24 protein-coding genes and 1 pseudogene are annotated in these 25675 nt (G+C 70.6%); 24 read left to right on the top strand and 1 reads right to left on the bottom strand.

Features of this window, described 5'->3' with window-relative positions; all coding sequences use genetic code 11:
- From J0670_RS04100 to J0670_RS03985, 24 genes and pseudogenes are all read left to right on the top strand, one after another.
- Nucleotides 1-709 (top strand): annotated as a pseudogene (locus J0670_RS04100) (diaminopimelate decarboxylase); the annotation flags it as partial.
- A 139-nt stretch (nucleotides 710-848) separates the two neighbouring features.
- Complete coding sequence (locus J0670_RS04095) at nucleotides 849-2141, top strand: homoserine dehydrogenase (RefSeq protein ID WP_207809668.1); 1293 nt, start codon at nucleotides 849-851, stop codon at nucleotides 2139-2141.
- 10 nt (nucleotides 2142-2151) lie between these two features.
- Nucleotides 2152-3297, top strand: a complete 1146-nt coding sequence (thrC, locus tag J0670_RS04090; protein WP_207809666.1) for a threonine synthase — start codon at nucleotides 2152-2154, stop codon at nucleotides 3295-3297.
- Nucleotides 3298-3641: 344 nt separating this feature from the next.
- Nucleotides 3642-4580 carry a homoserine kinase gene (gene thrB, locus J0670_RS04085; RefSeq protein ID WP_207809664.1) on the top strand — a complete coding sequence of 313 codons (939 nt, stop codon included), beginning with the start codon at nucleotides 3642-3644 and terminating at the stop codon, nucleotides 4578-4580.
- 579 nt (nucleotides 4581-5159) lie between these two features.
- Entirely contained in the window at nucleotides 5160-7247 is a 2088-nt protein-coding gene (rho, locus tag J0670_RS04080) for a transcription termination factor Rho (RefSeq protein ID WP_207809663.1), read from the top strand.
- Between the two features lie 140 nt (nucleotides 7248-7387).
- On the top strand, nucleotides 7388-8500 hold the full coding sequence (locus tag J0670_RS04075; protein WP_207809661.1) for an LCP family protein: 1113 nt from the start codon (nucleotides 7388-7390) through the stop codon (nucleotides 8498-8500).
- Between the two features lie 171 nt (nucleotides 8501-8671).
- Nucleotides 8672-8893 (top strand): 50S ribosomal protein L31, encoded by a 222-nt coding sequence (gene rpmE, locus J0670_RS04070; RefSeq protein WP_030057539.1) that lies wholly within the window; start codon nucleotides 8672-8674, stop codon nucleotides 8891-8893.
- A 132-nt stretch (nucleotides 8894-9025) separates the two neighbouring features.
- Nucleotides 9026-10102, top strand: a complete 1077-nt coding sequence (prfA, locus tag J0670_RS04065) for a peptide chain release factor 1 (RefSeq protein WP_207809659.1) — start codon at nucleotides 9026-9028, stop codon at nucleotides 10100-10102.
- Nucleotides 10103-10165: 63 nt separating this feature from the next.
- Complete coding sequence (prmC, locus tag J0670_RS04060; RefSeq protein WP_207809658.1) at nucleotides 10166-11032, top strand: peptide chain release factor N(5)-glutamine methyltransferase; 867 nt, start codon at nucleotides 10166-10168, stop codon at nucleotides 11030-11032.
- A 213-nt stretch (nucleotides 11033-11245) separates the two neighbouring features.
- Complete coding sequence (locus J0670_RS04055; protein ID WP_207809656.1) at nucleotides 11246-11893, top strand: L-threonylcarbamoyladenylate synthase; 648 nt, start codon at nucleotides 11246-11248, stop codon at nucleotides 11891-11893.
- Nucleotides 11894-11925: 32 nt separating this feature from the next.
- On the top strand, nucleotides 11926-12567 hold the full coding sequence (locus J0670_RS04050; RefSeq protein ID WP_207809672.1) for a protein-tyrosine-phosphatase: 642 nt from the start codon (nucleotides 11926-11928) through the stop codon (nucleotides 12565-12567).
- 108 nt (nucleotides 12568-12675) lie between these two features.
- A complete protein-coding gene (gene glyA, locus J0670_RS04045; RefSeq protein ID WP_207809654.1) occupies nucleotides 12676-13956 on the top strand; it encodes a serine hydroxymethyltransferase in 1281 nt (426 codons plus the stop codon).
- Nucleotides 13957-14129: 173 nt separating this feature from the next.
- Entirely contained in the window at nucleotides 14130-15407 is a 1278-nt protein-coding gene (locus J0670_RS04040; RefSeq protein ID WP_207809653.1) for an MraY family glycosyltransferase, read from the top strand.
- 297 nt (nucleotides 15408-15704) lie between these two features.
- The gene (locus J0670_RS04035) at nucleotides 15705-16148 is read left to right on the top strand and encodes a hypothetical protein (protein WP_207809651.1); all 444 of its coding nucleotides are present in this window, start codon (nucleotides 15705-15707) and stop codon (nucleotides 16146-16148) included.
- 285 nt (nucleotides 16149-16433) lie between these two features.
- Nucleotides 16434-17249, top strand: coding sequence for a F0F1 ATP synthase subunit A (gene atpB / locus J0670_RS04030; RefSeq protein WP_307806372.1), 816 nt, complete (start codon nucleotides 16434-16436; stop codon nucleotides 17247-17249).
- 93 nt (nucleotides 17250-17342) lie between these two features.
- On the top strand, nucleotides 17343-17579 hold the full coding sequence (atpE, locus tag J0670_RS04025; protein WP_030235786.1) for an ATP synthase F0 subunit C: 237 nt from the start codon (nucleotides 17343-17345) through the stop codon (nucleotides 17577-17579).
- A gap of 35 nt (nucleotides 17580-17614) precedes the next feature.
- Nucleotides 17615-18172 (top strand): F0F1 ATP synthase subunit B, encoded by a 558-nt coding sequence (locus J0670_RS04020; RefSeq protein WP_207809648.1) that lies wholly within the window; start codon nucleotides 17615-17617, stop codon nucleotides 18170-18172.
- Nucleotides 18169-18984, top strand: coding sequence for a F0F1 ATP synthase subunit delta (locus tag J0670_RS04015; protein ID WP_207809646.1), 816 nt, complete (start codon nucleotides 18169-18171; stop codon nucleotides 18982-18984). Before J0670_RS04020 ends, J0670_RS04015 begins: the two co-directional genes overlap by 4 nt.
- A 156-nt stretch (nucleotides 18985-19140) precedes the next feature.
- A complete protein-coding gene (atpA, locus tag J0670_RS04010; RefSeq protein WP_207809645.1) occupies nucleotides 19141-20715 on the top strand; it encodes a F0F1 ATP synthase subunit alpha in 1575 nt (524 codons plus the stop codon).
- Nucleotides 20716-20747: 32 nt separating this feature from the next.
- The gene (locus J0670_RS04005) at nucleotides 20748-21662 is read left to right on the top strand and encodes a F0F1 ATP synthase subunit gamma (protein ID WP_207809643.1); all 915 of its coding nucleotides are present in this window, start codon (nucleotides 20748-20750) and stop codon (nucleotides 21660-21662) included.
- A 2-nt stretch (nucleotides 21663-21664) separates the two neighbouring features.
- Complete coding sequence (gene atpD, locus J0670_RS04000; RefSeq protein ID WP_207809641.1) at nucleotides 21665-23110, top strand: F0F1 ATP synthase subunit beta; 1446 nt, start codon at nucleotides 21665-21667, stop codon at nucleotides 23108-23110.
- Nucleotides 23111-23298: 188 nt separating this feature from the next.
- Nucleotides 23299-23682, top strand: coding sequence for a F0F1 ATP synthase subunit epsilon (locus J0670_RS03995; RefSeq protein WP_030057524.1), 384 nt, complete (start codon nucleotides 23299-23301; stop codon nucleotides 23680-23682).
- Between the two features lie 148 nt (nucleotides 23683-23830).
- Nucleotides 23831-24331, top strand: coding sequence for a DUF2550 domain-containing protein (locus tag J0670_RS03990; RefSeq protein ID WP_188302971.1), 501 nt, complete (start codon nucleotides 23831-23833; stop codon nucleotides 24329-24331).
- 117 nt (nucleotides 24332-24448) lie between these two features.
- On the top strand, nucleotides 24449-25021 hold the full coding sequence (locus tag J0670_RS03985; protein ID WP_207809639.1) for a cob(I)yrinic acid a,c-diamide adenosyltransferase: 573 nt from the start codon (nucleotides 24449-24451) through the stop codon (nucleotides 25019-25021).
- Here J0670_RS03985 and J0670_RS03980 read toward each other — a convergent pair.
- The coding region (locus tag J0670_RS03980; protein ID WP_243436509.1) for a hypothetical protein at nucleotides 25018-25675 on the bottom strand (658 nt) is incomplete at its 5' end. The two genes, J0670_RS03985 and J0670_RS03980, sit on opposite strands and share 4 nt — an antisense overlap.

Raw genomic sequence — 25675 nt, 5'->3', positions numbered from 1 at the left:
CCTGGAACTGCGCGGCATCCACTCGCACATCGGCTCGCAGATCTTCGACATGGCCGGCTTCGAGGTGGCCGCCCGCCGGGTGGTCGGCCTGCTGGCCGAGATCCGCGACGAGCACGGCGTCGAGCTGCCGGAGATCGACCTCGGCGGCGGCCTGGGCATCGCGTACACCAGCGAGGACGACCCGCGCGAGCCGGCCGAGATCGCCGCCGCGCTGGCCGACATCGTCCGCCGAGAGTGCGCCGCGGCCGGCCTGAGCACCCCCCGGCTGAGCGTGGAGCCGGGCCGGGCGATCGTCGGCCCGACCGCGTTCACCCTGTACGAGGTCGGCACCATCAAGCCGCTGGAGGGCCTGCGCACCTACGTCAGCGTGGACGGCGGGATGTCCGACAACATCCGCACCGCGCTGTACGACGCCGAGTACTCGGTGGCACTGGTGTCGCGCACCAGCGAGGCCGAGCCGATGCTGGTGCGGGTGGTCGGCAAGCACTGCGAATCCGGCGACATCGTCGTCCGGGACGCCTTCCTGCCGGCCGACCTGGCCCCCGGCGACCTGATCGCGGTGCCCGCCACCGGCGCCTACTGCCGTTCGATGGCGAGCAATTACAACCACGCCCTCAAGCCCCCCGTGCTCGCCGTCAGGGACGGCGCGGCGCGGGTGATCGTCCGGCGCGAGACGGAGGAGGATCTCCTGCGTCTGGATATCGGATGACGAAATCCTTGTCTCAGATCATGGAACGACCGTAGATCCGTACGGAAAGTCCCGGAGACTGGTACGGACCGAAGTTTCCGGCGGACCGGAGAAAACCCGCCGGAAATACCGAAGCACGATGAATGCAGAGCGGAGTCGGATGATGCGTACGCGCCCGCTGAAGGTGGCGTTGCTGGGCTGTGGTGTGGTGGGCTCCGAGGTGGCGCGCATCATGACGACGACGGCCGACGACCTCGCCGCTCGCATCGGTGCCCCGGTCGAGCTCGCCGGGATCGCGGTCCGCCGGGCCGGCCGGGTGCGCCCCGGCGTGCCCGAGCACCTGATCACCACCGATGCCGAGGCCCTGGTCAACCGGGGCGACATCGACGTGGTGGTCGAGGTGGTGGGTGGCATCGAGCCCTCCAAATCGCTGATCCTGTCCGCCTTCAAGCAGGGCGCCTCGGTGGTCAGCGCCAACAAGGCGCTGCTCGCCAAGGACGGCACCGAGCTGCACGCCGCGGCCGCCGAGGCCGGGGTGGACCTGTACTACGAGGCCGCGGTGGCGGGCGCGATCCCGCTGCTGCGCCCGCTGCGCGAGTCCCTCGCGGGGGACAAGGTCAACCGGGTGCTGGGCATCGTCAACGGCACCACCAACTTCATCCTCGACAAGATGGACACCACCGGCGCCGGCTACTCGGAGGCGCTGGAGGAGGCCACCGCGCTCGGCTACGCCGAGGCCGACCCGACGGCGGACGTCGAGGGCTTCGACGCCGCCGCCAAGGCCGCGATCCTGGCCGGGATCGCCTTCCACACCAAGGTCACCGCGGCGGACGTCTACCGCGAGGGCATCACCGAGGTGACCGCCGCCGACATCGCCTCCGCCAAGGAGATGGGCTGCGTGGTCAAGCTGCTCGCGATCTGCGAGCGGGCCGCGGACGGCGCCTCCGTCACCGCGCGGGTCCACCCGGCGATGATCCCGCTCTCGCACCCGCTGGCCTCCGTCCGCGAGGCGTACAACGCGGTGTTCGTCGAGGCCGAGGCGGCCGGTCGGCTGATGTTCTACGGCCCGGGCGCGGGCGGTTCGCCGACCGCCTCCGCGGTGCTCGGCGACCTCGTCGCGGTCTGTCGCAACAAGCTCGCCGGCGCCACCGGCCCCGGTGACTCCGTGTACACGAGGCTGCCGGCCAAGCCGATGGACGAGGTGGTCACCCGCTACCACGTCAGCCTGGACGTGGACGACCGGGCGGGCGTGCTCGCCCAGGTCGCGTCCGTCTTCGCCGAGCACGGCGTGTCCATCGACACCGTGCGCCAGCAGGGCCGCGACGGCGACGCCTCGCTCGTCGTGGTCACCCACCGCGCCACCGACGCCGCGCTGTCGGCGACGGTCGACAAGCTCCGCGCGCTGGACAGCGTGCGGGACGTGGCCAGCATCATGCGGGTCGAAGGGGAGTAAGGAACAGATGATGAGCGGCGTTGCCGAGAACGCGGCCAGAAGCACCCGTACCCACCAGTGGCGCGGGCTGATCGAGGAGTACCGGGACCGCCTGCCGGTCACCGAGGCCACTCCGGTGGTCACCCTGTTGGAGGGCGGTACGCCCCTGGTCCCCGCCCAGGTGCTCTCCGAGCGCACCGGCTGCGAGGTCTACCTCAAGGTCGAGGGCGCCAACCCGACCGGCTCCTTCAAGGACCGCGGGATGACGATGGCCATCTCCAAGGCCAAGGAGGAGGGCGCGCAGGCCGTCATCTGCGCGTCCACCGGCAACACCTCGGCCTCCGCCGCCGCGTACGCGGTGCGGGCCGGGATGGTCTCCGCGGTGCTCGTCCCGCAGGGCAAGATCGCCCTGGGCAAGATGGGCCAGGCGCTGGTGCACGGAGCGAGGATCCTGCAGGTCGACGGGAACTTCGACGACTGCCTCACCCTTGCGCGTGAACTGTCCGAGAAGTACCCGGTGGCGCTGGTCAACTCGGTGAACCCGGTGCGGATCGAGGGCCAGAAGACGGCGGCCTTCGAGATCGTCGACATGCTCGGCGACGCCCCGGACATCCACGTCCTGCCGGTCGGCAACGCGGGCAACATCACCGCGTACTGGAAGGGCTACCGCGAGTATTCCCGCCCGTCACCCACCGCCACCCTTGACGGAGGCGCTTCGCGCCGCATCCTCCCTGGCCTCGCCACCCGCACCCCGCGGATGTGGGGCTTCCAGGCGTCCGGCTCGGCCCCGATCGTGGACGGCGCGCCGGTGTTGAAGCCGCAGACCATCGCCACCGCGATCCGGATCGGCAACCCGGCCTCCTGGGACTTCGCGCTCGCCGCGCGGGACGAGTCCGGCGGCCTCATCGACAAGGTGACGGACCGTCAGATCCTCTCCGCGTACCGACTGTTGGCCGCGCAGGAGGGCGTCTTCGTGGAGCCCGCCTCGGCCGCCTCGGTGGCCGGCCTGCTGGCCAAGGCGGAGGCCGGCCTGGTCGACCCGGGCCAGCGGATCGTCTGCACCGTGACCGGCAACGGCCTCAAGGACCCGGACTGGGCGGTGGCCGGCGCCGGCCAGCCGCAGGTCGTCCCGGTCGACCCGGAAGCGGCGGCCCGGCGCCTCGGCCTGCTCGACTAGCAACGGGGTCTGACGCGTCGACGGGTCGACCCTTTCGGGGGTCGGCCCGTCGAAGTTCTCCACTGACACTTTTGTGTCAATTCCGCATCGCATTCCGATCTGATTCCGGTACGTATTCCGGCCAGAAGCTGCAACACACCAGATCGAAGGCCCACGGGGTGTACCACTGGGGAACCTCTCTTCGATACTCTGGCTTCGGCCGTGTGGCACATGCCCCGGGCCCGTCCTCGCACGGGCCGCGCCGACGACTGTGACCGCCCGCCCCGAGGGGCCTGCGGCCCTTTCCCACCCTCGCACCGACGACGCGCTCCGCGCCGCCCGATTTCCCCAGGAGAGTCCACCGCATGGCCGGTCCTGCGTTCCGTGCCGCCGCCGTCCGGGTCCGGGTTCCCGCGACCAGCGCCAACCTCGGTCCGGGCTTCGACGCCTTCGGGCTCGCGCTGGGTCTGTACGACGACGTGGTCGTCCGGGTCGCCGACTCCGGCCTCTCCGTCGACATCGCCGGCGAGGGCGCCGAGACGCTGCCCCGGGACGAGCGCCACCTGCTGGTCCGCTCGATGCGGGCCGCCTTCGACCGGCTCGGCGGCCAGCCGCGGGGCCTCGAAGTGGTCTGCGCCAACCGGATACCGCACGGCCGCGGCCTGGGCTCCTCCTCGGCGGCGATCTGCGCCGGCATCGTGGCCGCCCGCGCCGTCACCATCGGCGGCCCGTCGGCGCTGGACGACGACGCGCTGCTGGCCCTCGCCTCCGAGCTGGAGGGCCACCCGGACAACGTCGCGGCCTGCCTGCGCGGCAACTTCACCATCGCCTGGACCGACGAGGAGTCGGCCAGGGCGGTCGCCCTGGAGCCTTCCGAGCAGGTCGTCCCGGTGGTGTTCGTGCCGGCCGGCGAGGTGCTCACCGAGACCGCCCGCGGCCTGCTGCCGAAGACCGTCCCGCTGGCCGACGCCGCCGTCAACGCGGGCCGTTCCGCGCTGCTGGTCGAGGCGCTGACCAGGCGTCCCGAGCTGCTGTTCGCGGCCACCGAGGACCGGCTGCACCAGGACTACCGCGCCACCGCCATGCCGGACAGCGCCGCGCTGGTCGGCGCACTGCGCGCGGAGGGCGTCCCCGCGGTCATCTCCGGGGCCGGCCCGACCGTGCTGGCGCTCACCGACGAGGCGGGCGTCGACAAGGTGCTCTCCTTCGCCGGCCACCACGGCCACGGCGGGGACCCGGCGTTCGCCGCGCACCGGCTCGGCATCGACCGCACCGGGGCCACGGTGCTCCCGCTGGACGTCTGAGCTGCCGGTTCGCGCCCGGTGTCGAGCCGGGCCGCCCGGACACGATTGGCAAGCCCAAGGTCGGGGAATGTCTGAGGGGGTCGGTAGTGTTAATCTCATTGCTGCACCATGTGCCCTCCGGGGCTCGGTGCGCCGCGTCCCGATCCCAGCACTCCACAGCAGTGGAGTCGTGGCGATGTCCGGGGCGACGATTCTCCGGGAGCCCACCGCAGCGCGTACGCAGCCTGCCTGCGCGACATGCGGCCGCATCCCGAAGCCGTGACGGCACCTGACTCCCACCCGCGGCCTCCCACCTAGAGGCCAGGACGGGCGGAGCGCGGGCCACCGTCACGCGACGGGGGCCCGGGATTCGCAGGCAGCGTGGGGGCAACGCCCTCAGGGGAGGTCGACACACGACCGGCCCACGCGCCACCTCAGCACCACCGTGCTTCAAGCACCGCACCTCGCAGCTCTCCCTCGACGGGCTCCCGCCATTCGAGGGATCACCGCCTCGGACCGACGCAGTCGAGCGTTGGTCAGGACAGCACAACCGGTCGCCGAGCCAGACAGGCCGACGTCCGCTCCAGGGAAGGACCCTTAGTGAGCGACTCCACCGATCTGATGGGCGCGCGCCCGGACGCCGAGGCGTCGGACGCCGCCGCCCCCGCTGCTCCGGCTCGCCGCCGCCGCAGTGCCGCCGCGGGCCTGGACGGCATGGTCCTCGCCGAGCTGCAGAAGCTCGCCGCGGACCTGGGCATCACCGGTACCGGGCGCATGCGCAAGAGCCAGCTGATCGAGACCATCAAGGAGAAGAGCGGCGGGGACCCGCTGCTCGCCGCCGGTGGCGCCCCGGCCGCCAAGCGCACCGCCGCCAAGGCGGACGCCGAGGCCCCGGCCGAGAAGCCGGCCCGCCGCACCAAGGCCGCCGCCGCTGCCGCGGCCCCGGCCGCCGAGTCGCAGGCCCAGATCGAGATCCCGGTCCAGGCCGCGGCCGAGACCGCCGCGCCGGCCCGCACCGAGCGCACCCGCCGTCGCGCCACCTCTGCCGCCGGTGCCCCGACCGCCACGGCGGCCGAGACCGTCGCCGAGGCCGCCGTCGTGGTGGCCGAGCCCAAGCAGGCCGAGCGTCCGGCCGAGACCCGCGGCTTCGAGGGCCGCGAGGAGGGCCGCGAGTCCCGTCGCGACCGCCGTGAGCGCCGCGAGCGCCGCGAGGGCGGCGAGCGCACCGAGCGCCAGGAGGGCGGCGAGGCCCAGGCCGGGCAGGACGGCGAGGGCCGCGAGTCCCGCCGCGACCGCCGCAACCGCCGTGACCGCGCCGACCGTACCGACCGCCAGACCCAGCAGGGCGGCGGCCAGCAGCAGGGCGAGGGCCAGCAGGGCCGCCAGGGCGGGGCCCAGCAGACCCAGCAGCCGCAGGCCCAGCAGGGCGGCTACGAGGACGACGAGTTCGGCGAGGGCCGCCGGGGCCGTCGCGGCCGCTACCGCGACCGCCGGGGCCGTCGCGGCCGCGAGGGCTTCGAGGCCGGCACCGTCGAGCCGCAGATCGGCGAGGACGACGTCCTGATCCCGGTCGCGGGCATCCTCGACATCCTCGACAACTACGCGTTCGTCCGCACCTCGGGCTACCTGCCGGGCCAGAACGACGTCTACGTCTCGCTCGCCCAGGTCCGCAAGAACGGCCTGCGCAAGGGTGACGCCATCACCGGCGCGGTACGCCAGCCGCGCGAGGGCGAGCGCCGCGAGAAGTTCAACGCCATGGTGCGGCTGGACTCCGTCAACGGCATGGACCCGGAGGGTGGCCGCGGCCGCCCCGAGTTCAACAAGCTCACCCCGCTCTACCCGCAGGAGCGGCTGCGCCTGGAGACCGACCCGGGCGTGCTGACCACCCGGATCATCGACCTGGTGTCGCCGATCGGCAAGGGCCAGCGCGGTCTGATCGTCGCGCCGCCGAAGACCGGCAAGACCATGGTGCTGCAGGCGGTCGCCAACGCGATCACCCACAACAACCCCGAGTGCCACCTGATGGTCGTCCTGGTCGACGAGCGTCCGGAGGAGGTCACCGACATGCAGCGGTCGGTGAAGGGCGAGGTCATCTCCTCGACCTTCGACCGCCCGGCCGAGGACCACACCACCGTCGCCGAGCTGGCCATCGAGCGCGCCAAGCGCCTGGTGGAGCTGGGCCACGACGTGGTCATCCTGCTGGACTCGATCACCCGCCTGGGCCGCGCCTACAACCTGGCGGCGCCGGCCTCCGGCCGCATCCTGTCCGGTGGTGTCGACTCGACCGCGCTGTACCCGCCGAAGAAGTTCTTCGGTGCCGCGCGCAACATCGAGAACGGCGGCTCGCTGACCATCCTGGCCACCGCGCTGGTCGAGACCGGCTCGCGCATGGACGAGGTGATCTTCGAGGAGTTCAAGGGCACCGGCAACATGGAGCTCAAGCTCGACCGGAAGCTCTCGGACAAGCGCATCTTCCCGGCCGTCGACGTGGACGCCTCCAGCACCCGCAAGGAGGAGATCCTGCTCGGCAACGAGGAGCTGGCCATCGTCTGGAAGCTGCGCCGGGTGCTGCACGCGCTCGACTCGCAGCAGGCGATCGAGCTGCTCCTGGACAAGATGAAGCAGACCAAGAGCAACGCCGAGTTCCTCATGCAGATCGCCAAGACCACCCCCGGCTCCGGCGACTGACCGTAGCCGTACGGCTGCCGAGGCACGGAACCCCGGATCGCGCGAGCGGTCCGGGGTTCCGCGCGTTCACGGCCGCTTTGTTCCAGAGCTGGGACATCTTGGGGCCATTCGGCCCTCTTGTCCGATTTACTCTGGACCGTATGGCCGAGCACAAGAGGGTCCCGAGTCGCCGCCGCAAGGTCCTGCGGACGGCCGCCTGCGCGTCCGTCGCGCTCGTCGTCCTCGGCGGCGGAGCGGCCGGGTACGCGTACATGAAGTTCAACGGGAACATCAGGAGCGTCGACATCGACGCCCGCCTCGGCGACGCCCGGCCCCCGGCGGCCACCGACGGCTCCTTCAACATGCTGGTGCTGGGCTCCGACTCGCGGGTCGGAGCGAACGGGAGCCTGGCGGGCGGGGACACCGGCGACAGCGCCCGCTCCGACACGGCCATGGTGGTGCACGTCAGCCAGGACCACTCGAAGGCCACGGTCGTCTCGATACCGCGCGACACCCTGGTCAACCGCCCGGACTGCACCGACTCGAGCGGCAAGCCGGTGCTCGGGGCCAAGCGCGCGATGTACAACAGCGCCTTCGAGGTCGGCGGCGCCACCTGCGCGGTCAAGACCACCGAGCAGCTCACCGGGCTGCGGATGGACCACTACCTCCAGGTCGACTTCGCCGGCTTCGCCCGGGTCGTGGACGCGATGGGCGGCGCCACCGTGACCACCACGGTGGCCATCCACGACAAGGACAGCGGGCTCGACCTGCCGGCCGGCGAGAACCACCTCGACGGGCAGCAGTCGCTGGCCTTCGTCCGAACCCGGCACGGCGTGGGCGACGGCAGCGACCTCGGCCGGATCGAGTTGCAGAAGCAGATGGTCAAGTCGCTGCTGAAGCAGGCCGGAGGGATCGGGCTGTTCTCCAACCCGGTCAAGCTGTGGTCGATCGGCGACACCATGACCAGGAGCGTCACCACCGACTCCGCGCTCGGCTCGGTGAACGCCCTGGTGGGGCTGGCCCAGGAGCTGAAGGGGATCGGACCGGACCAGCTGACCATGGTCACCCTGCCGGTGGAGACCGCCCCCAGCGACCCCAACCGGGTGGTCGAGCGGCAGCCGCAGGCCGACCAGGTCTGGGCGGCGCTCAAGGCCGACCGGGCGGTCCCCGGGGAGATCGTCTCGGACCAGCCGCAGAACCCCGCCCAGGCGGCCCCCACGGCCTCCCCGACGGCCTCTCCGAAGCCCGCCCCGAAGGCCACCGCGCGGCGCTGAGGACGGCCGGACGGCGCGGATCGCGGGGGCCGGGCGGCTGCCCGGAATATCCCGGAACCGGACCCGGTTTGGGAAGATGCGGCCGGTCCTGGCAGACTGGTCCGTCGGTCCCGGTTCACGTGCGGCACTTCAGCCGCCGACCCGGTGCCCTCCCGAAACCTAGGAGAAGCCTTGAAGCCCAACGTTCACCCCGAGTACGTGGTCACCCGCGTGACCTGCACCTGCGGCGCCGAGTTCACGACCCGCTCGACCGAGACCAGCGGCGAGATCCGCGCCGAGGTCTGCTCGCAGTGCCACCCGTTCTACACCGGCAAGCAGAAGATCCTCGACACCGGTGGCCGCGTGGCCCGCTTCGAGGCCCGCTTCGGCAAGCAGCACAGCGCGAAGGCCTAGCGCTCCCTCGGCGCCGGCTCCCGGTGCCCCCGTACTCGTTGTCGGGGGCGTCGGGGACCGGCGCCGTTCGCGTCCCCCCGCACGTTCCGCGAATCCCCACACGTTCCTAGCTCCCGGGAAGAAGGCCACCCCATGTTCGAGGCAGTCGAAGAGCTCCTCGTCGAGCACGCCGACCTCGAGAAGAGGCTGGCCGACCCGTCCGTCCACGCCGACCAGGCCAACGCCCGCAAGCTGGCCAAGCGGTACGCCGAGCTGACCCCGATCACCCGGGTCTACCGGGAGTGGCGGCAGGCCGGCGAGGACATCGAGGCGGCCCGCGAACTCGCCGCCGAGGACCCGGACTTCATCTCCGAGGTGAAGGACTCCGAGCAGCGCCAGGGCGAGCTGACCGAGGAGCTGCGGCTGCTGCTGGTCCCGCGCGACCCGAGCGACGACAAGGACGTCATCCTGGAGATCAAGGCGGGCGAGGGCGGCGAGGAGTCCGCGCTGTTCGCCGGCGACCTGCTCCGGATGTACCTGCGCTTCGCCGAGCGGATCGGCTGGAAGACCGAGGTCATCGACTCCAACGAGTCCGACCTCGGCGGCTACAAGGACGTCTCGGTGGCCGTGAAGACCAAGGGCAACGCCGAGCCCGGCCAGGGCGTCTGGGCCCGGCTGAAGTACGAGGGCGGTGTGCACCGCGTGCAGCGCGTGCCCGCCACCGAGTCGCAGGGCCGCATCCACACCTCCGCGGCGGGCGTGCTGGTCACCCCCGAGGCGGAGGAGGTCGAGGTCGAGATCCTCGCCAACGACCTGCGGATCGACGTCTACCGCTCCTCCGGCCCCGGCGGCCAGTCGGTCAACACCACCGACTCCGCGGTCCGGATCACCCACCTGCCGACCGGTATCGTGGCGTCCTGCCAGAACGAGAAGAGCCAGCTGCAGAACAAGGAGCAGGCGATGCGCATCCTGCGTTCGCGGCTGCTGGCCGCCGCGCAGGAGGAGGCCGAGCGGGAGGCCTCGGACGCGCGTCGCAGCCAGGTCCGTACGGTGGACCGCTCCGAGCGGATCCGGACGTACAACTACCCCGAGAACCGCATCTCGGACCACCGCACGGGGTTCAAGGCGTACAACCTGGACCAGGTCCTGGACGGCGACCTGAACGCGGTGATCCAGTCCTGCGTCGACAAGGACGCCGAGGCCAAGCTGGCCGCGGCCCAAGAGAACTGAGACCGGCGCGCCCCAGCCCGACGCAAGCGTGAAGCCGGAGCGCAGAAACAAGAGGTCGTACGGATGAACCTGCTGCTCGCCGAGGTGGCCCAGGCCACCCAGCGGTTGGCCGCGGCCGGCGTGCCGTCGCCGCGCTTCGACGCGGAGGAGCTCGCCGCCTACGTCCACAACGTCAAGCGCAGTCAGCTGCACACCGTGAAGGACGCCGACTTCGACGCCCGCTACTGGGAGGCCGTCTCGCGCCGAGAGGCGCGCGAGCCGCTCCAGCACATCACCGGGCGGGCGTTCTTCCGCTACCTCGAACTGGCGGTCGGCCCCGGGGTGTTCGTGCCCCGGCCGGAGACCGAGACGGTCGTCGAGTGGGCCATAGACGCCGTCCGCGAGATGGACGTCGCCGAGCCGCTGGTGGTCGACCTGTGCTCCGGCTCGGGCGCCATCGCGCTCGCGCTGGCCCAGGAGCTGCCGCGCTCGACCGTGCACGCCTTCGAACTCGACGAGGGCGCGCTGGAGTACACCCGGCGCAACATCGAGGCCAGCCCCGACCGCGCCCGGATCACCCTGCACGCCGGGGACGCCACCAAGGCCTTCGAGGACGACCGCTCCTGGGACGGCCGCTTCGACCTGGTCATCTCCAACCCGCCGTACATCCCGCTCACCGAGTGGGAGTACGTCGCGCCGGAGGCCCGCGACCACGACCCGCAGATGTCGCTGTTCTCCGGCGAGGACGGCCTGGACACCATCCGCGGCATCGAACGGGTGGCCGCGCGGCTGCTGCGCCCGGGCGGCGCGGTGGTGATCGAGCACGCCGACCAGCAGGGCGGCCAGGTGCCGTGGATCTTCAACGAGGAACGCGGCTGGACGGACACGGCCGACCACCGCGACCTGAACAACCGGCCGCGCTTCACAACCGCCCGGAGGGTCGGGTTGTGAACAGTCGAGCGCTGTACAACCGCCCGGAGGGTCGGGTTGTGAACAGTCGAGTGCAGTACAACCGCCCGGAGGGTCGGGTTGTGAACAGTCGAGTGCAGTACGACCGCCCGGAGGGGCGGGTCGTGAACATCCGACGCAGCACGACGGCGCGCGAAGCCGCGCTGTGAAGACCGCCGCGAACGCCATGAGCCATTCCGGAAGGGGACCGCACCGATGAGCCGCCGCTACGACTGTGCCGATGCCGGGGACCGCGCCACCGGCCTGCGTGAGGCCGCCTCGGCCATCCGCCGCGGCGAACTCGTCGTGCTGCCCACCGACACCCTGTACGGGGTCGGCGCGGACGCCTTCTCCCCGGAGGCCGTCGGCGAGCTGATGTCCGCCCGTGGCCGCGGCCGCAACATGCCCTCGCCCGTCCTGGTCGGCTCGCCGACCACCCTGCACGGCCTGGTCACCGACTTCTCCGAGCAGGCCTGGGAACTGGTCGACGCCTTCTGGCCCGGCGGCCTCACCCTGGTCGCCCGGCACCAGCCCTCGCTGCGCTGGGACCTCGGCGAGACCCGCGGCACGGTGGCCGTCCGGATGCCGCTGCACCCGGTCGCCATCGAACTGCTGAACGCCACCGGCCCGCTGGCCGTCTCCAGCGCCAACCGGATCGGCGGCGCCATCCCGGTGACCTGCGACGAGGCGCAGGCCCAGCTCGGCGACGCGGTCTCGGTCTACCTGGACGGCGGGCCGGCCGACGACTCCACCGCCTCGTCCATCGTCGACGTCACCGGCAAGGTCCCGGTCCTGCTGCGGGCCGGCGCGATCAGCATCGAGCAGCTGAGGGAGGTCGTCCCCGACCTGGAGGCCGGAAGTTGACACCCACCGCCTCGCTCCATGACGGGCCCGGCATAGCGCCGTACCTGAGCGTGGGTCCCAGGCCGCTGGACCACTTCCGGATCCTGTTCGTCTGCACCGGGAACATCTGCCGCTCGCCGATCGCCGAGCGGCTCACCCGGCGTGAGCTGGACACCCGGCTCAGCCCCCGGGTGGCCGGGCGGATCCTGGTCGAGAGCGCCGGGACCTGGGGCCACGAGGGCGCGCCGATGGAGGATCACGCCGCGACCGTGCTCAACGAGTACGGCGCGGACAGTGGCGGCTTCACCGGCCGGGAACTGCTGGACGAGCACGTGGTCGAGGCCGACCTGGTGCTCACCGCGACGCTGGACCACCGCGCCCAGGTGATATCGATGGGCCACGAGGCGGGGCTGCGCACCTTCACGCTGAAGGAGTTCACCCGCCTGGTGCGGACGATCGACCCGGGCACCCTGCCCGACCCCCGTCGTGGCGCCGACGTCACCGAGCGGGCCCGCGCGCTGGTCCGGGCGGCCGCCGCGCTGCGCGGCTGGCTGCTGGCCGCCACCCCGGAGTCCGACGAGGTGGATGACCCGTACGGGGCGCCGATCGGCATGTTCCGCAACTGCGGCGAGGAGATATTCCACGCGGTCGACCCGGTGGTCACCGCGCTCACGGGCGTACCCGCCCAGCGCTGAGGGCCGAACGGCCCCTTCCCGGCGGGCCGGGCGGCGAAGGCGGCCCTAGGCTGGAATCCACCTCCTCCAGCCGGGGGTGCCCCATCCGCAGCGCCCGGGAGCCCTGCCATGACCGTCACCGATGCCGCGACCGGCTCGACCGCGACGAGGGGGCGCCCCTGGGCGTCCGAGGCGCTGCACCGGGCGGATCCGCAGATCGCCGACCTACTGGCGGCCGAGGCCGAGCGGCGGGCCGAGACCGTCCAGCTGCTGGCGGGGGAGAACCTGACCTCGCCCGCCGTGATGGCGGCGCTGGCCGGGCCGCTGATCGACAAGTACGCCGAGGGCTACCCGGGCCGCCGGCACCACACCGGCTGCGCGCTCGCGGACGCCGCGGAGCTGCTGGCGATCGACCGGGCCCGTGAGCTGTTCGCCGCTCCGCACGCCAACGTCCAGCCCCGGTCGGCGACTTCGGCGATGCTGGCGGCGTACGCGGCGCTGCTGCGGCCCGGTGACGGGGTGCTGGCGATGTCGCTGGAGCACGGCGGCCACCTCAGCTGCGGCTCGCGGGCCAACTTCTCCGGCCGCTGGTTCGAATTCACCGGCTACGGCGTGCGGGAGGACGACGGCCTGATCGACCTCGACCAGGTGCGCGACCTGGCTCGGCTGCACCGCCCCAAGGCCATCGTGGCGGGCTCGATCTCCTACCCCCGGCACCCGGACTGGGCGGCCTTCCGGGAGATCGCCGACGAGGTGGACGCCTATCTGATCGCCGCGGCGGCGCAGACCGCGGGCCTGGTGGCGGCCGGGGTGGCGCCCTCCCCGGTGCCGTACGCGGACGTCACGGTGGCGGCCACCCACAAGCTGCTGCGCGGTCCGCGCGGGGGCCTGTTGCTGTCCACCGCGGAGTTGGCCGAGCGGATCGACCGGGCGGTGTTCCCGTTCAGCCAGGGCGGCGCAGCGATGAACGAGGTGGCCGGCAAGGCGGTGGCCCTCGCGGAGGCCGCCAGGCCCGCGTACCGGGCGTACGCGCAGCGGACGGTGGACGGGGCGCGGGTACTCGCCGCGGGGCTCGCAGAGGCCGGAATGCGCCCTCTGACGGGCGGTACCGACACCCATCTGGTGACCGCCGACGTGAGCCCGCTCGGAGTGAGCGGCGTGGAGGCCGAGCGGCGCTGCGCGGTGGCCGGGCTGCTGCTGGGCAAGTGCGCGCTGCCGTACGACCCGGCGCCGCCCGCCGAGGGCTCCGGGATCCGGCTGGGGACGGGCACCGTGACCAGCCAGGGGATGGGTGAGGAGGAGCTGGCCGGGATCGCCGGGCTGATCGGACGGCTGCTGGCGGGGGAGGCGCCCGGGCCGGTCGCGGAACGGGTCCGGGAGCTGGCGCTGGCCTTCGCCGGACCCCGTTGAACGGGAACCGTCCAGGGGCATCCGAATGTCCTACCCGGGAGGGCGAACCGCGATGCACGTCCCGGGCGTCCGACTCAATAAGGTGTGTGCCGTGGCGACGCACCTCGAACCCCGGGAAGGCAGGGGAGTACCTTCGGTACCTCCCCGTTCGACAGTGATGCAGGAGGCCAGTGGTGCGTGAGTATCTGCTGGTGCTGTTCTGCACCGCCGCCGTCACCTACCTGCTGACCGGCCCGGTCCGGAAGTTCGCCATCGCGGCCGGTGCCATGCCCCCGGTCCGCGCCCGTGACGTGCACCGCGAGCCCACGCCCCGGCTGGGTGGCATCGCCATGTTCGGCGGGCTGTGCGCGGGCATCCTGGTCGCCTCGCAACTGGACAACCTGAGCAAGGTGTTCAGCGGGGGCAGCGACATCCGCGCGCTGCTGTCCGGCGCCGGGATCATGTTCCTGCTCGGCGTGCTCGACGACAAGTGGGGCGTGGACGCGCTGGTGAAGCTCGGCGGCCAGATGATCGCCGCCGGTGTGATGGTCTGGCAGGGCGTCACGGTGATCACCCTCCCGGTGCCCGGCGTCGGCGCGGTCGCGGTGAGCCCGACCCAGGGCATGGTCATCTCGGTCACCCTGGTCGTCGTCATGGTCAACGCGGTGAACTTCATCGACGGCCTGGACGGCCTCGCCGGCGGCATGGTCTGCATCGCCGCGATGGCCTTCTTCCTGTACAGCTACCGGCTCTGGTACGGCTACACGATCACCGACGCGGCCCCCGCCGTGCTGTTCAGCGTGCTGCTGATCGGCATGTGCCTGGGCTTCCTCGCGCACAACATGCACCCCGCGCGGATCTTCATGGGCGACTCCGGCTCGATGATGCTGGGCCTGATGCTGGCCGTCGCCGCGATCTCGATCACCGGCCGGGTCGACCCGGACCTGATCAACAACGAGACCGGTTCGCAGACCGCCACCGTCCACGCCCTGGTGCCGATCTACATCCCGCTGCTGCTGCCGCTGACGGTCATCGCGCTGCCGCTGGCCGACCTGCTGCTCGCCGTGGTGCGCCGCACCTGGGCCGGCCAGTCGCCGTTCGCCGCCGACAAGCGCCACCTGCACCACCGGCTGCTCCAGGTCGGGCACTCGCACAGCCGCGCCGTACTGATCATGTACTTCTGGGCCGCGCTGATCGCCTTCGGCACGGTGGCCTTCTCGGTGACCAACACCGGCCGCACGGTGGTGCTGACCCTCGCCGGGCTCTGCCTGGTCGGCCTGGTGGTGCTGCTCACCCCGCGGTTCCGTCCGCGGGCCCCCAGGGCGGTGCAGTCCTTCGTCCCCCCGAGGTACCGGAGGCGGCCCACCGGCCCGATGGCTGAACTGTCGGCGAAGGACAAGGAACTTCTCGGTGAAGCCAGCCGGGGCTCCTCCGCCGCCGACAACCACGACAAGGCCACCGGCCGCCGCTAGTAAGGGAGTTGGCGATACGTCAGATGGCCTCACCCGTATGGCGGAACGGTTGCGCCATCGGTGTGACAGGAGCCACACATTCATGGTAAAGCTCTCATCAAATAGTTTGTGATACCGTTCACGAGTACCGAGAACACGCCGAAAGACCTGACAGGTGGAGGACTTCCGTCCCTGGTCGGTCTCCCTCGACGGGCTTGCCGCTTCCGCGGGCGGCCCGGCGGCGGCCCCTCGGTCCGGTGTCACCCGCCACCGCTGTGCCCGTCCCCCCGCCATCGACATGCCGCCGGAGCTGCCGACATGCCGTCCACCGACGCCCGGATCCTCCGAGGCGCCGCGATTCCCACTGCGGTCGCCGGGATCATCGCCATGGCGATCTCCTTCGCCGTCGCCGGTGGCAAGGGCCTGCTCGGCGCCCTGTTCGGCGCGCTCCTCGTGATGGCCTTCTTCAGCTTCGGCCAGATCGCGCTCGACCGGCTGACCAGGTCGAACCCGCACATCATGATGGCCGCGGGGCTCCTCGTGTACACCACGCAGATCCTGCTGGTCGGCATCGTGCTCGCGGTCTTCAAGAACACCGAGCTCTTCAACCGGCAGGCCTTCGCCTTCACCCTGCTCGGCTGCGCCCTGATCTGGACGGGCTTCCAGGTGCGCGGCGCGCTCAAGGCCAAGACCTTCTACGTCGACACCGACGCCTCGGAAAACAAGGACGACAAGCCTTCCGACTCGGGGCGTCAACAGTGACAAGGCCTGGCTGTCCCCCCAACGAGGGGGGCGGTGTTTATGCCGCACTGACGGGCTGCTATCGTCCGTCGCAGCAGTGGAGTACGGGAAGAGGCCTGGTCTGTCCGGACACCGGACGGATCGCCCCCCTGATCCGCGCAGTCTTCGATGATCCCGCTGTGGTGCAGTGCACTGCCGCGCGGGGTCGGCGAGAAACCCATCAAGTTCCAGTGCCGCTCCGTGGTCGCAGGCCACGCCGACACACCGAGGTTGCCGTAACCATGCGTCACGACGAAGGAGTCCGTGGTGAGTGCTGAACTCACGTCCTCGCTCGCCTCAGGCAGTTGCCACTTCGGGGACGCTGGCTGCGGCTTCCCGGCCCCGGGTCTGAACGAGTTCCAGTTCAAGCCGATCTTCGAAATCGGCAGCTTCTACTTCAACAAGCCGATGCTGCTGTCGATGATCGTCGCGATCCTGGTCGTGGTGTTCTTCTGGGCCGCCTTCGCCAAGCCGCGCCTGGTCCCCGGCAAGCTCCAGCTGGTCGCTGAGATCGGCTACGACTTCGTCAAGCGCTCCATCGTGCTGGAGACGATCGGCAAAAAGGGCGAGAAGTACGTCCCGATGCTGGTCTCGATGTTCTTCTTCGTGTGGCTGCTGAACATCATGTCGGTCATCCCGTTCGCACAGTTCCCCGTGACGGCGGCGATCGCCTTCCCGGCAGGCCTCGCGGCCATCGTGTGGATCACCTACATGACGCTGACCTTCAAGAAGCACGGCTTCGTCGGCGGTCTGAAGAACCTCTGCTGGCCGTCGGGCATCCCCGGCTGGGTCATGTTCATCCTGGTGCCGATCGAGTTCTTCTCGAACATCTTCGTGCGTCCCTTCACGCTCGCGGTCCGAGCCTTCGCGAACATGTTCGCCGGCCACCTGCTGATCGTGATGTTCTCCATCGCCTCCTGGTACCTGCTCAGCCCGACCCTGGGCGCGCTGTACGGCTCGGCCTCGTTCGTCGTCGCCGTCGGTCTGACCGCCTTCGAGCTGCTGGTCCAGTTCCTGCAGGCCTACATCTTCGTGATGCTGGCCAGCAGCTACATCGCCGGTGCCCTGGAAGAGGCGCACTGAGCCAGGGGGCCTCGGCCCCGCCCTTGAACCACCTCCCGGATCGCCCGGTGGCCAATCACCACCGGTTCACCACCCCTGCAAAGGACAAAAGCAATGAGCATGCTCGCTGAGGGCGTCGTCGGTTCCATCGCCTCCGTCGGCTACGGCCTCGCCGCCATCGGCCCCGGCATCGGCGTTGGTCTGATCTTCGGTAACGGTGTCCAGGCCATGGCCCGCCAGCCCGAGGCTGCCGGCCTGATCCGTTCCAACATGTTCATCGGCTTCGCGCTGACCGAGGCGCTCGCCCTGATCGGCATCGTCATGCCGTTCGTCTTCGGCACCGGCAAGTAATTCCGCCGTAGCCCCTTTCTGAGGAAGGTCCAGATATGACCATCGCGGCTTCGCTCGCGGCCGAGGAGCAGATGAACCCGCTCCTCCCCGCGTGGCCCGAGATCATCATCGGCCTGCTCTGCTTCTTCATCGTCTTCGGGCTGCTCGGCAAGAAGCTCCTCCCCAGCATCGAGAAGGTGCTGTCGGAGCGCCGGGACGCCATCGAGGGCGGCATGGAGCGGGCCGAGGCCGCTCAGGCCGAGGCCCAGGCCCTGCTTGAGCAGTACCGCGCCGAGCTCGCCGAGGCGCGCCACGAGGCTGCCCGCATCGTCGAGCAGGCTCGCGAGCAGGGTGCCGCCCAGCTCGCCGAGATGCGCGAGGAGGGCCAGCGTCAGCGCGAGGCCATCGTCGCGGCCGGCCACGCCCAGATCGAGGCCGACAAGAAGCAGGCGACTGCCGCCCTGCGCCAGGACGTGGGCTCGCTGGCCACCCAGCTGGCTACCCGCATCGTGGGTGAGTCCCTCGAGGAGCACACCCGGCAGAGCGGCGTGATCGACCGCTTCCTGGACGAGCTGGAGGCCAAGGCCGCCGTTGCTCAGGGTGCGGCCAAGTGATCGGCGCCAGCCGCGAGGCGCTCGCCGCCGGCCGGAAGAACCTGGAGAGCCTGACCGACTCCACCTCGGTGGACGCGGCCAAGCTCGCCGAGGAGCTCGCCGCGGTCACGGCCGTACTGGACCGTGAGGTGTCGCTGCGCCGAGTCCTGACCGACCCGTCCCGGTCGGGCCAGGACAAGGCCCAGCTGGTCACCTCGCTGCTGACCGGTCAGGTCTCCGGCGAGGCCGTCGACCTGGTCTCCGGTCTGGTCCGCTCCCGCTGGTCGGGTTCGCGTGACCTGGTGGACGCGACCGAGGAGCTCGCCGCGTACGCCGAGGTCATCGCCGCGGACAAGGCCGGCGTCCTGGACGACGTCGAGGACGAGCTGTTCCGCTTCGGCCGGGTGGTGAGCGGTTCGCACGAGCTGCGCGCCGCGCTGACCGAGCCGAAGGCCGGTGCCGTCGCCAAGGCCGCGCTGATCAACAAGCTGCTCGGGGGCCGCGCCAACGCCGGCACCGTCCGGCTGGTCACCGCCCTCGTCAACACGCCGCGTGGCCGTAGCCTGGAGCAGGGCCTGGAGTCCTACTCCAAGCTCGCCGCCGCGCGCCGCGGCCGTGTGGTGGCCCTGGTCACCAGCGCGGTGCCGCTGTCGGACACCCAGAAGGAGCGCCTGTCCGGTGCTCTGGGCCGGATGTACGGCCGCCAGGTCCACCTGAACATCGACGTCGACCCCGAGGTCGTCGGCGGTGTCCGGGTCCAGATCGGCGACGAGATCATCGACGGCACCGTGTCGAGCCGCCTCGAAGGCGCTCGCCAGTCGCTCGAAGGCTGAGCACCCAAGCAGCACATCCGACCCTCGGTCGGGAAACCGGCTCCCCGAGGAGCCGGGAAAACGTACGGCCGGTTCATACGACCCGGCCGAGAGTCGAGTACTTGCGGCCCTCAATGGCGGGCCGAGGATCGCAAACTAGGAGAGCAGGGAAGCCTGATGGCGGAGCTTACGATCCGTCCGGAGGAGATCCGGGACGCGCTGGCCGACTTTGTCCAGTCGTACCAGCCGGACGCGGCCTCTGTGGAAGAGGTCGGCACGGTCACTGACGCGGCGGACGGCATCGCGCATGTCGAGGGCCTGCCCTCGGTCATGGCGAACGAGCTGCTGAAGTTCGAGGACGGCACGCTCGGCCTCGCGCTGAACCTCGACACCCGCGAGATCGGTGTCGTCGTCCTCGGTGAGTTCGGTGGCATCGAAGAGGGCCAGACCGTGCGCCGCACGGGCGAGGTCCTCTCGGTCCCGGTCGGCGACGGCTACCTCGGCCGCGTCGTGGACCCGCTGGGCAACCCGATCGACGGCCTGGGCGACATCGCCTCCACCGGCCGTCGCGCGCTGGAGCTGCAGGCCCCCGGCGTCATGGCCCGCAAGTCGGTCAAGCAGCCGCTGCAGACCGGCATCAAGGCCATCGACGCGATGACCCCGATCGGCCGTGGCCAGCGTCAGCTGATCATCGGTGACCGCCAGACCGGCAAGACCGCGGTGGCCGTCGACACGATCATCAACCAGCGCGACAACTGGCGCTCGGGCGACCCGGAGAAGCAGGTCCGCTGCATCTACGTCGCCGTCGGCCAGAAGGGCTCCACCATCGCGTCCGTCCGCGGCGCCCTGGAGGAGGCCGGCGCGCTGGAGTACACCACCATCGTGGCGGCTCCGGCTTCCGACCCGGCCGGCTTCAAGTACCTCGCCCCGTACACCGGTTCGGCCATCGGCCAGGAGTGGATGTACGACGGCAAGCACGTCCTGATCATCTTCGACGACCTGTCGAAGCAGGCCGAGGCCTACCGCTCCGTCTCCCTGCTGCTGCGCCGCCCGCCGGGCCGCGAGGCCTACCCGGGTGACGTCTTCTACCTGCACTCCCGCCTGCTGGAGCGCTGCGCCAAGCTGAACGACGCCCTGGGCGGCGGCTCGATGACCGGTCTGCCGATCATCGAGACCAAGGCCAACGACGTCTCGGCGTACATCCCGACCAACGTCATCTCCATCACCGACGGCCAGTGCTTCCTGGAGTCCGACCTGTTCAACGCCGGCATCCGCCCGGCCGTGAACGTCGGTATCTCGGTCTCCCGCGTCGGTGGCTCCGCCCAGATCAAGGCCATGCGCTCGGTCGCCGGCCGCCTGCGTCTGGACCTCGCCCAGTACCGTGAGCTGGAGGCCTTCGCCGCCTTCGGTTCCGACCTGGACGCGGCCTCCAAGGCCCAGCTGGAGCGCGGTGCGCGCATGGTCGAGCTGCTGAAGCAGGGCCAGTACCAGCCGTTCCCGGTCGAGGAGCAGGTCGTCTCCATCTGGGCCGGCACCACCGGCAAGATGGACGACGTCCCGGTCGCCGAGATCCGCCGCTTCGAGCGCGAGTTCCTGGACCACGTGCGCCTCCAGCACAAGGACCTGCTCGCCGGCATCGTCGAGACCGGCCTGCTGGCCGACGGCACCGTCGACGCTCTGACCAGCGCGATCGAGGCCTTCAAGCAGGGTTACCAGACCGCTGACGGCAAGCTGCTCTCCGAGCAGGCCTGAGTCCGGTAGCGAGGGAAAGGACGTAACGACCCATGGGAGCACAGCTTCGGGTCTACAAGCGCCGGATCCGCTCTGTCACCGCGACGAAGAAGATCACCAAGGCGATGGAGATGATCTCCGCGTCGCGCATCGTCAAGGCGCAGCGCGCGGTGGCCGCCTCCACTCCGTACGCCGATGAGCTCACCCGGGCGGTGACGGCGGTGGCCACCCGGTCCAACGCCAAGCACCCGCTCACCACCGAGAACCCGAACGCCAAGCGCGCGGCCGTCCTGCTGATCACGGCGGACCGCGGTCTGGCGGGCGGTTACTCGACCAACGCCATCAAGGCCGCGCTGGTGCTCTCGGAGCGCCTGCGGTCCGAGGGCAAGGACGTGGTGACGTACATCATCGGTCGCAAGGGCGTCTCGTACTACACGTTCCGCGGTCTGACGATCACGGAGTCGTGGACGGGATTCTCGGACAAGCCGACCTACGGTGACGCGAAGACCGTGGCGGCCGACCTGATCGCGGCCTTCACGGCCGAGACGGACGGCGTGGACGAGCTCCACCTGATCTCGACCGAGTTCGTGTCCATGCTGACGCAGAACGCGGTGGAGGCCCGGCTGCTGCCGCTGAAGCTGGACGAGGTCCAGCTCAGCGACCAGACGCCGGCCAAGTCGGAGATCTTCCCGCTGTACGACTTCGAGCCGTCGGCGGAGGGCGTGCTGGACGCGCTGCTGCCGCGGTACGTCGAGAGCCGGATCTACAACGCGCTGCTGCAGTCGGCCGCTTCCGAGCACGCCGCCCGCCGCCGCGCGATGAAGAGCGCGACGGACAACGCCGGCGAGCTCATCAAGTCGCTCACGCGGCTTGCCAACTCGGCCCGCCAGGCCGAGATCACCCAGGAAATCAGCGAGATCGTCGGTGGCGCCAACGCGCTCGCTGACGCGAGCCGCGGGAGCGAATGAGAATGACCACCACTGTTGAGCCGACCACGGCGACGGGCCGCGTCGCGCGGGTCATCGGCCCGGTCGTCGACGTGGAGTTCCCCGTCGACGCGATTCCGGACATGTACAACGCCCTGCACGTCGAGGTGGACAACCCCGACGGCAGCGGCAAGAAGACCCTGACCCTCGAGGTCGCCCAGCACCTCGGCGACGGCATGGTCCGCGGCATCTCGATGCAGCCGACCGACGGCCTGGTCCGTGGTTCGCAGGTCACCGACACCGGCGCGGCCATCTCCGTGCCGGTCGGCCAGATCACCAAGGGCAAGGTCTTCAACGCCCTCGGTGACGTGCTGAACGTGGACCAGAAGGAGTTCGACCAGCAGGTCGAGGTCCGCTGGCCGATCCACCGCAAGGCCCCCGAGTTCAAGGACCTCGAGTCCAAGACCGAGATGTTCGAGACCGGCATCAAGGTCATCGACCTTCTCACCCCGTACGTCCAGGGTGGCAAGATCGGTCTGTTCGGTGGTGCCGGTGTCGGCAAGACCGTTCTGATCCAGGAGATGATCTACCGCGTCGCCGAGAACTTCGGTGGTGTGTCGGTGTTCGCCGGCGTCGGCGAGCGCACCCGTGAGGGCAACGACCTCATCGACGAGATGGTCGACTCGGGCGTTCTGGACAAGACCGCGCTGGTCTTCGGCCAGATGGACGAGCCGCCGGGCACCCGTCTGCGCGTCGCGCTGTCCGCGCTGACCATGGCGGAGTACTTCCGTGACGTCGAGAAGCAGGACGTGCTCCTCTTCATCGACAACATCTTCCGGTTCACCCAGGCCGGTTCCGAGGTGTCGACCCTGCTCGGCCGCATGCCCTCCGCGGTGGGCTACCAGCCGAACCTGGCCGACGAGATGGGCCTCCTCCAGGAGCGCATCACCTCGACCCGCGGTCACTCGATCACCTCGATGCAGGCGATCTACGTCCCCGCGGACGACCTGACCGACCCGGCCCCGGCCACCACCTTCGCCCACCTGGACGCGACCACCGTTCTGTCGCGTCCGATCTCGGAGAAGGGCATCTACCCGGCCGTCGACCCGCTGGACTCCACGTCCCGCATCCTCGACCCGCGGTACATCGCGCAGACCCACTACGACACGGCCATCCGTATCAAGGGGATCCTGCAGAAGTACAAGGACCTCCAGGACATCATCGCGATCCTCGGTATCGACGAGCTGTCCGAAGAGGACAAGGTCACGGTGCACCGTGCCCGCCGCATCGAGCGCTTCCTCTCGCAGAACACCTACGTGGCGAAGCAGTTCACCGGTGTCGAGGGCTCGACCGTGCCGCTGTCGGAGACCATCGAGGCCTTCAACGCGATCGCGGACGGCAAGTACGACTCCGTTCCGGAGCAGGCCTTCTTCATGTGCGGTGGCATCGAGGACCTCGAGAAGAACGCCGCCGAGCTGGCCAAGAAGTAATCGTTGCGGCCGGTAGCAGCTGTGTGAGACGTGAGGGGTGGCCCCCGAGCCTGGGGTCCACCCCTCGCGTCGCATCGGCTGTGATTCCGGTCAAATCCGTGCCGCCGGTTTCATGCCGGGGGCGCGGGGCCGTTATTCTTACCGAAACTCCCGAGTAATCGGGCGTTGCATGAGCCTAGGAGCCCACGTTGGCTGAGCTGCACGTCGAGCTGGTCGCAGCCGACCGCAAGGTGTGGTCCGGTGCGGCCACCATCGTCGTCGCCCGTACGGCCTCCGGTGACACCGGCATCATGCCGGGTCACACCCCGGTGCTGAGCGTGCTGGAGACCGGTCCGGTCACCATCCGCACGGTGGACGGCGGCACCGTGATCGCCGCGGTGCACGGCGGCTTCATCTCCTTCGCCGACAACAAGCTGTCTCTGCTCGCGGAGATCGCCGAGCTGGCGGACGAGATCGACGTCGCGCGCGCCGAGCGCGCACTGGAGAAGGCCAAGTCGGACCTCGACGAGCACGCCGAGCGGCGCGCCGAGGTGCGTCTGTTCGCGGCGCGCGGCCTCAAGGCCCACGCCTGAGTGCGCCGGACCCCGGCTTAGCGGGGTCGACCGACGGTCCCGGGGACGCGTGAGCGTGACCCCGGGACTGTCGTCGTAGTTGGTAGGTCAGCGCGGTCGCCTGATAAGACCGTAACGGGGAACGCGGGTAGCGAGGAGGTAGGTGAGCATGGTCCTCGCGCTTGTGGTGTGTGCGGCGGTCGTGGCGCTGGGAGTGATCGGCCTGATGGCCTTCGCGGTGCGCCGCCGCCTGATCCAGCGGGTCGGCGGCACGTTCGACTGCAGTTACCGGCTCAAAATGCCCGCCGACGCCTCGACGCAGCCCGACCTCGACGAGAACGGCAAACCCACCTCCGCCCCGGTCCCCCCGACCGACGGCAAGGGGTGGGTTTTTGGTATCGGCAGGTACAGCGGCGACTCGATCGAGTGGTTCCGGGTCTTCTCGTACGCCCCGCGGCCGCGCCGGGTGCTGCCCCGCCGGGAGATCGAGGTGCTGGGCCGGCGCTACCCGGAGGGCCAGGAGGAGCTGGCGCTGCTGTCCGGCTCGGTGGTGCTGCGCTGCCTGCACAACGGGGCCCCGCTGGAGCTGGCGATGAGCGAGGACGCGCTCACCGGCTTCCTCGCCTGGCTGGAGGCGGCGCCGCCCGGGCAGAGAGTCAACGTCGCGTAGCGACGAGACTCTCGGATGGGGGCACCCCCGGCCGGAGGCTGGGGGAGGGTCAACGTCGCCTAGGGGCAACGCCGCCTGGGGTTAACGTCGCCTAACGTCCGCGGCTAGGCTGGCCGCATGGTCAATCTGACGCGCATCTACACCCGCACCGGGGACGACGGCACCACCGCGCTCGGCGACATGAGCCGGACCAGCAAGACCGACCCGCGGCTGATGGCGTACGCCGACGCCAACGAGGCGAACGCGGCGATCGGGGTGGCCCTGGCGGTCGGCGCGCTGCCCGAGGACGTCGCGGCGGTGCTCACCCGGGTGCAGAACGACCTGTTCGACGTCGGCGCCGACCTGTCCACCCCGGTGGTCGAGGCCCCCAAGTACCCGCCGCTGCGGGTGCTCCAGTCCTACATCGACCGGCTGGAGGGGGACTGCGACCACTACCTGGCGCAGGTGGAGAAGCTGCGCAGCTTCATCCTGCCCGGCGGCACGCCCGGCGCGGCCCACCTGCACCTGGCCTGCACGGTGGTGCGCCGGGCCGAGCGCTCCACCTGGGCGGCGATCGCGGAGTACGGGGACTCCGTCAACCCGCTGACCGCGAAGTACCTCAACCGGCTCTCCGACCTGCTGTTCATCCTGGCCCGGGTGGCCAACAAGGAGCGCGGCGACGTGCTCTGGGTGCCGGGGGAGAACCGCTAGACCCGCTCGGCCGGGGCCTTCTCGACGACCCGGCCGTCCTCGACCACGACGCCGGCCGGCGGCTGCTTGGGCCAGATCGAGTAGCAGCCGGCCACGATCAGGTTGATCACGGCCGCGGCGCCGAGCTTGATGTACCACTGGGTGAAGGTGCCGAAGTGGGCGGAGCCGGCGGAGAGCGGGACGAGCAGGGTGATCAGGCCCAGGGTGACCGCGGCCGAGACGGCGGTGCGGCCGGCCACCTGCCACTCGTACCTGGTCCGCTCCGGGCCGTACTTGGGCGAGGGCTGCGGCTTGGGACCGCCGGCGAAGCGGTGCAGGAAGTGCCGGTCGGCCCAGCGGACCAGCGAGGGGCCGTACCCGATCGAGAAGCCCGCGTAGCTCGCGGCCAGGGCGTGGGTCCAGCTCGCGGTGGCGCCGCCGCGCAGGTCGAGGACGGTGAGCGCGTACAGGGTGAGGTCCACCACCGGCAGGCCGACCAGCAGCGCGGTGCTGGTGCGGCGCCACCGCAGCAGGTAGCGGGTGGCGAGTCCGAGGCCGAGCAGGATCCAGAAGGAGATCTCGGCCGCGACGATGAGGGTGACGATCACGTTCTGCTCCCGGACGGTCGGTGGTGCCTCCAGCTTCGTGCGGGGGTGCGGTCCTGTCGTCGTCGCG

The organism is Streptomyces sp. FH025 (genome assembly GCF_017427025.1).
In the GTDB taxonomy this organism is placed as follows: Bacteria; Actinomycetota; Actinomycetes; order Streptomycetales; family Streptomycetaceae; genus Kitasatospora.
The sequence above is the reverse complement of the archived record's forward strand: the minus strand, read 5'-3'. Positions and strand labels throughout refer to the sequence as shown.

Coding starts and splice junctions, on each gene's coding strand:
- J0670_RS04095 (WP_207809668.1), top strand. CDS start 849: ATGATGCGTACGCGCCCGCTGAAGGTGGCGTTGCTGGGCTGTGGTGTG.
- thrC (WP_207809666.1), top strand. CDS start 2,152: ATGAGCGGCGTTGCCGAGAACGCGGCCAGAAGCACCCGTACCCACCAG.
- thrB (WP_207809664.1), top strand. CDS start 3,642: ATGGCCGGTCCTGCGTTCCGTGCCGCCGCCGTCCGGGTCCGGGTTCCC.
- J0670_RS04075 (WP_207809661.1), top strand. CDS start 7,388: ATGGCCGAGCACAAGAGGGTCCCGAGTCGCCGCCGCAAGGTCCTGCGG.
- prfA (WP_207809659.1), top strand. CDS start 9,026: ATGTTCGAGGCAGTCGAAGAGCTCCTCGTCGAGCACGCCGACCTCGAG.
- prmC (WP_207809658.1), top strand. CDS start 10,166: ATGAACCTGCTGCTCGCCGAGGTGGCCCAGGCCACCCAGCGGTTGGCC.
- J0670_RS04055 (WP_207809656.1), top strand. CDS start 11,246: ATGAGCCGCCGCTACGACTGTGCCGATGCCGGGGACCGCGCCACCGGC.
- glyA (WP_207809654.1), top strand. CDS start 12,676: ATGACCGTCACCGATGCCGCGACCGGCTCGACCGCGACGAGGGGGCGC.
- J0670_RS04035 (WP_207809651.1), top strand. CDS start 15,705: ATGCCGTCCACCGACGCCCGGATCCTCCGAGGCGCCGCGATTCCCACT.
- atpE (WP_030235786.1), top strand. CDS start 17,343: ATGAGCATGCTCGCTGAGGGCGTCGTCGGTTCCATCGCCTCCGTCGGC.
- J0670_RS04020 (WP_207809648.1), top strand. CDS start 17,615: ATGACCATCGCGGCTTCGCTCGCGGCCGAGGAGCAGATGAACCCGCTC.
- atpA (WP_207809645.1), top strand. CDS start 19,141: ATGGCGGAGCTTACGATCCGTCCGGAGGAGATCCGGGACGCGCTGGCC.
- J0670_RS04005 (WP_207809643.1), top strand. CDS start 20,748: ATGGGAGCACAGCTTCGGGTCTACAAGCGCCGGATCCGCTCTGTCACC.
- atpD (WP_207809641.1), top strand. CDS start 21,665: ATGACCACCACTGTTGAGCCGACCACGGCGACGGGCCGCGTCGCGCGG.
- J0670_RS03990 (WP_188302971.1), top strand. CDS start 23,831: ATGGTCCTCGCGCTTGTGGTGTGTGCGGCGGTCGTGGCGCTGGGAGTG.
- J0670_RS03985 (WP_207809639.1), top strand. CDS start 24,449: ATGGTCAATCTGACGCGCATCTACACCCGCACCGGGGACGACGGCACC.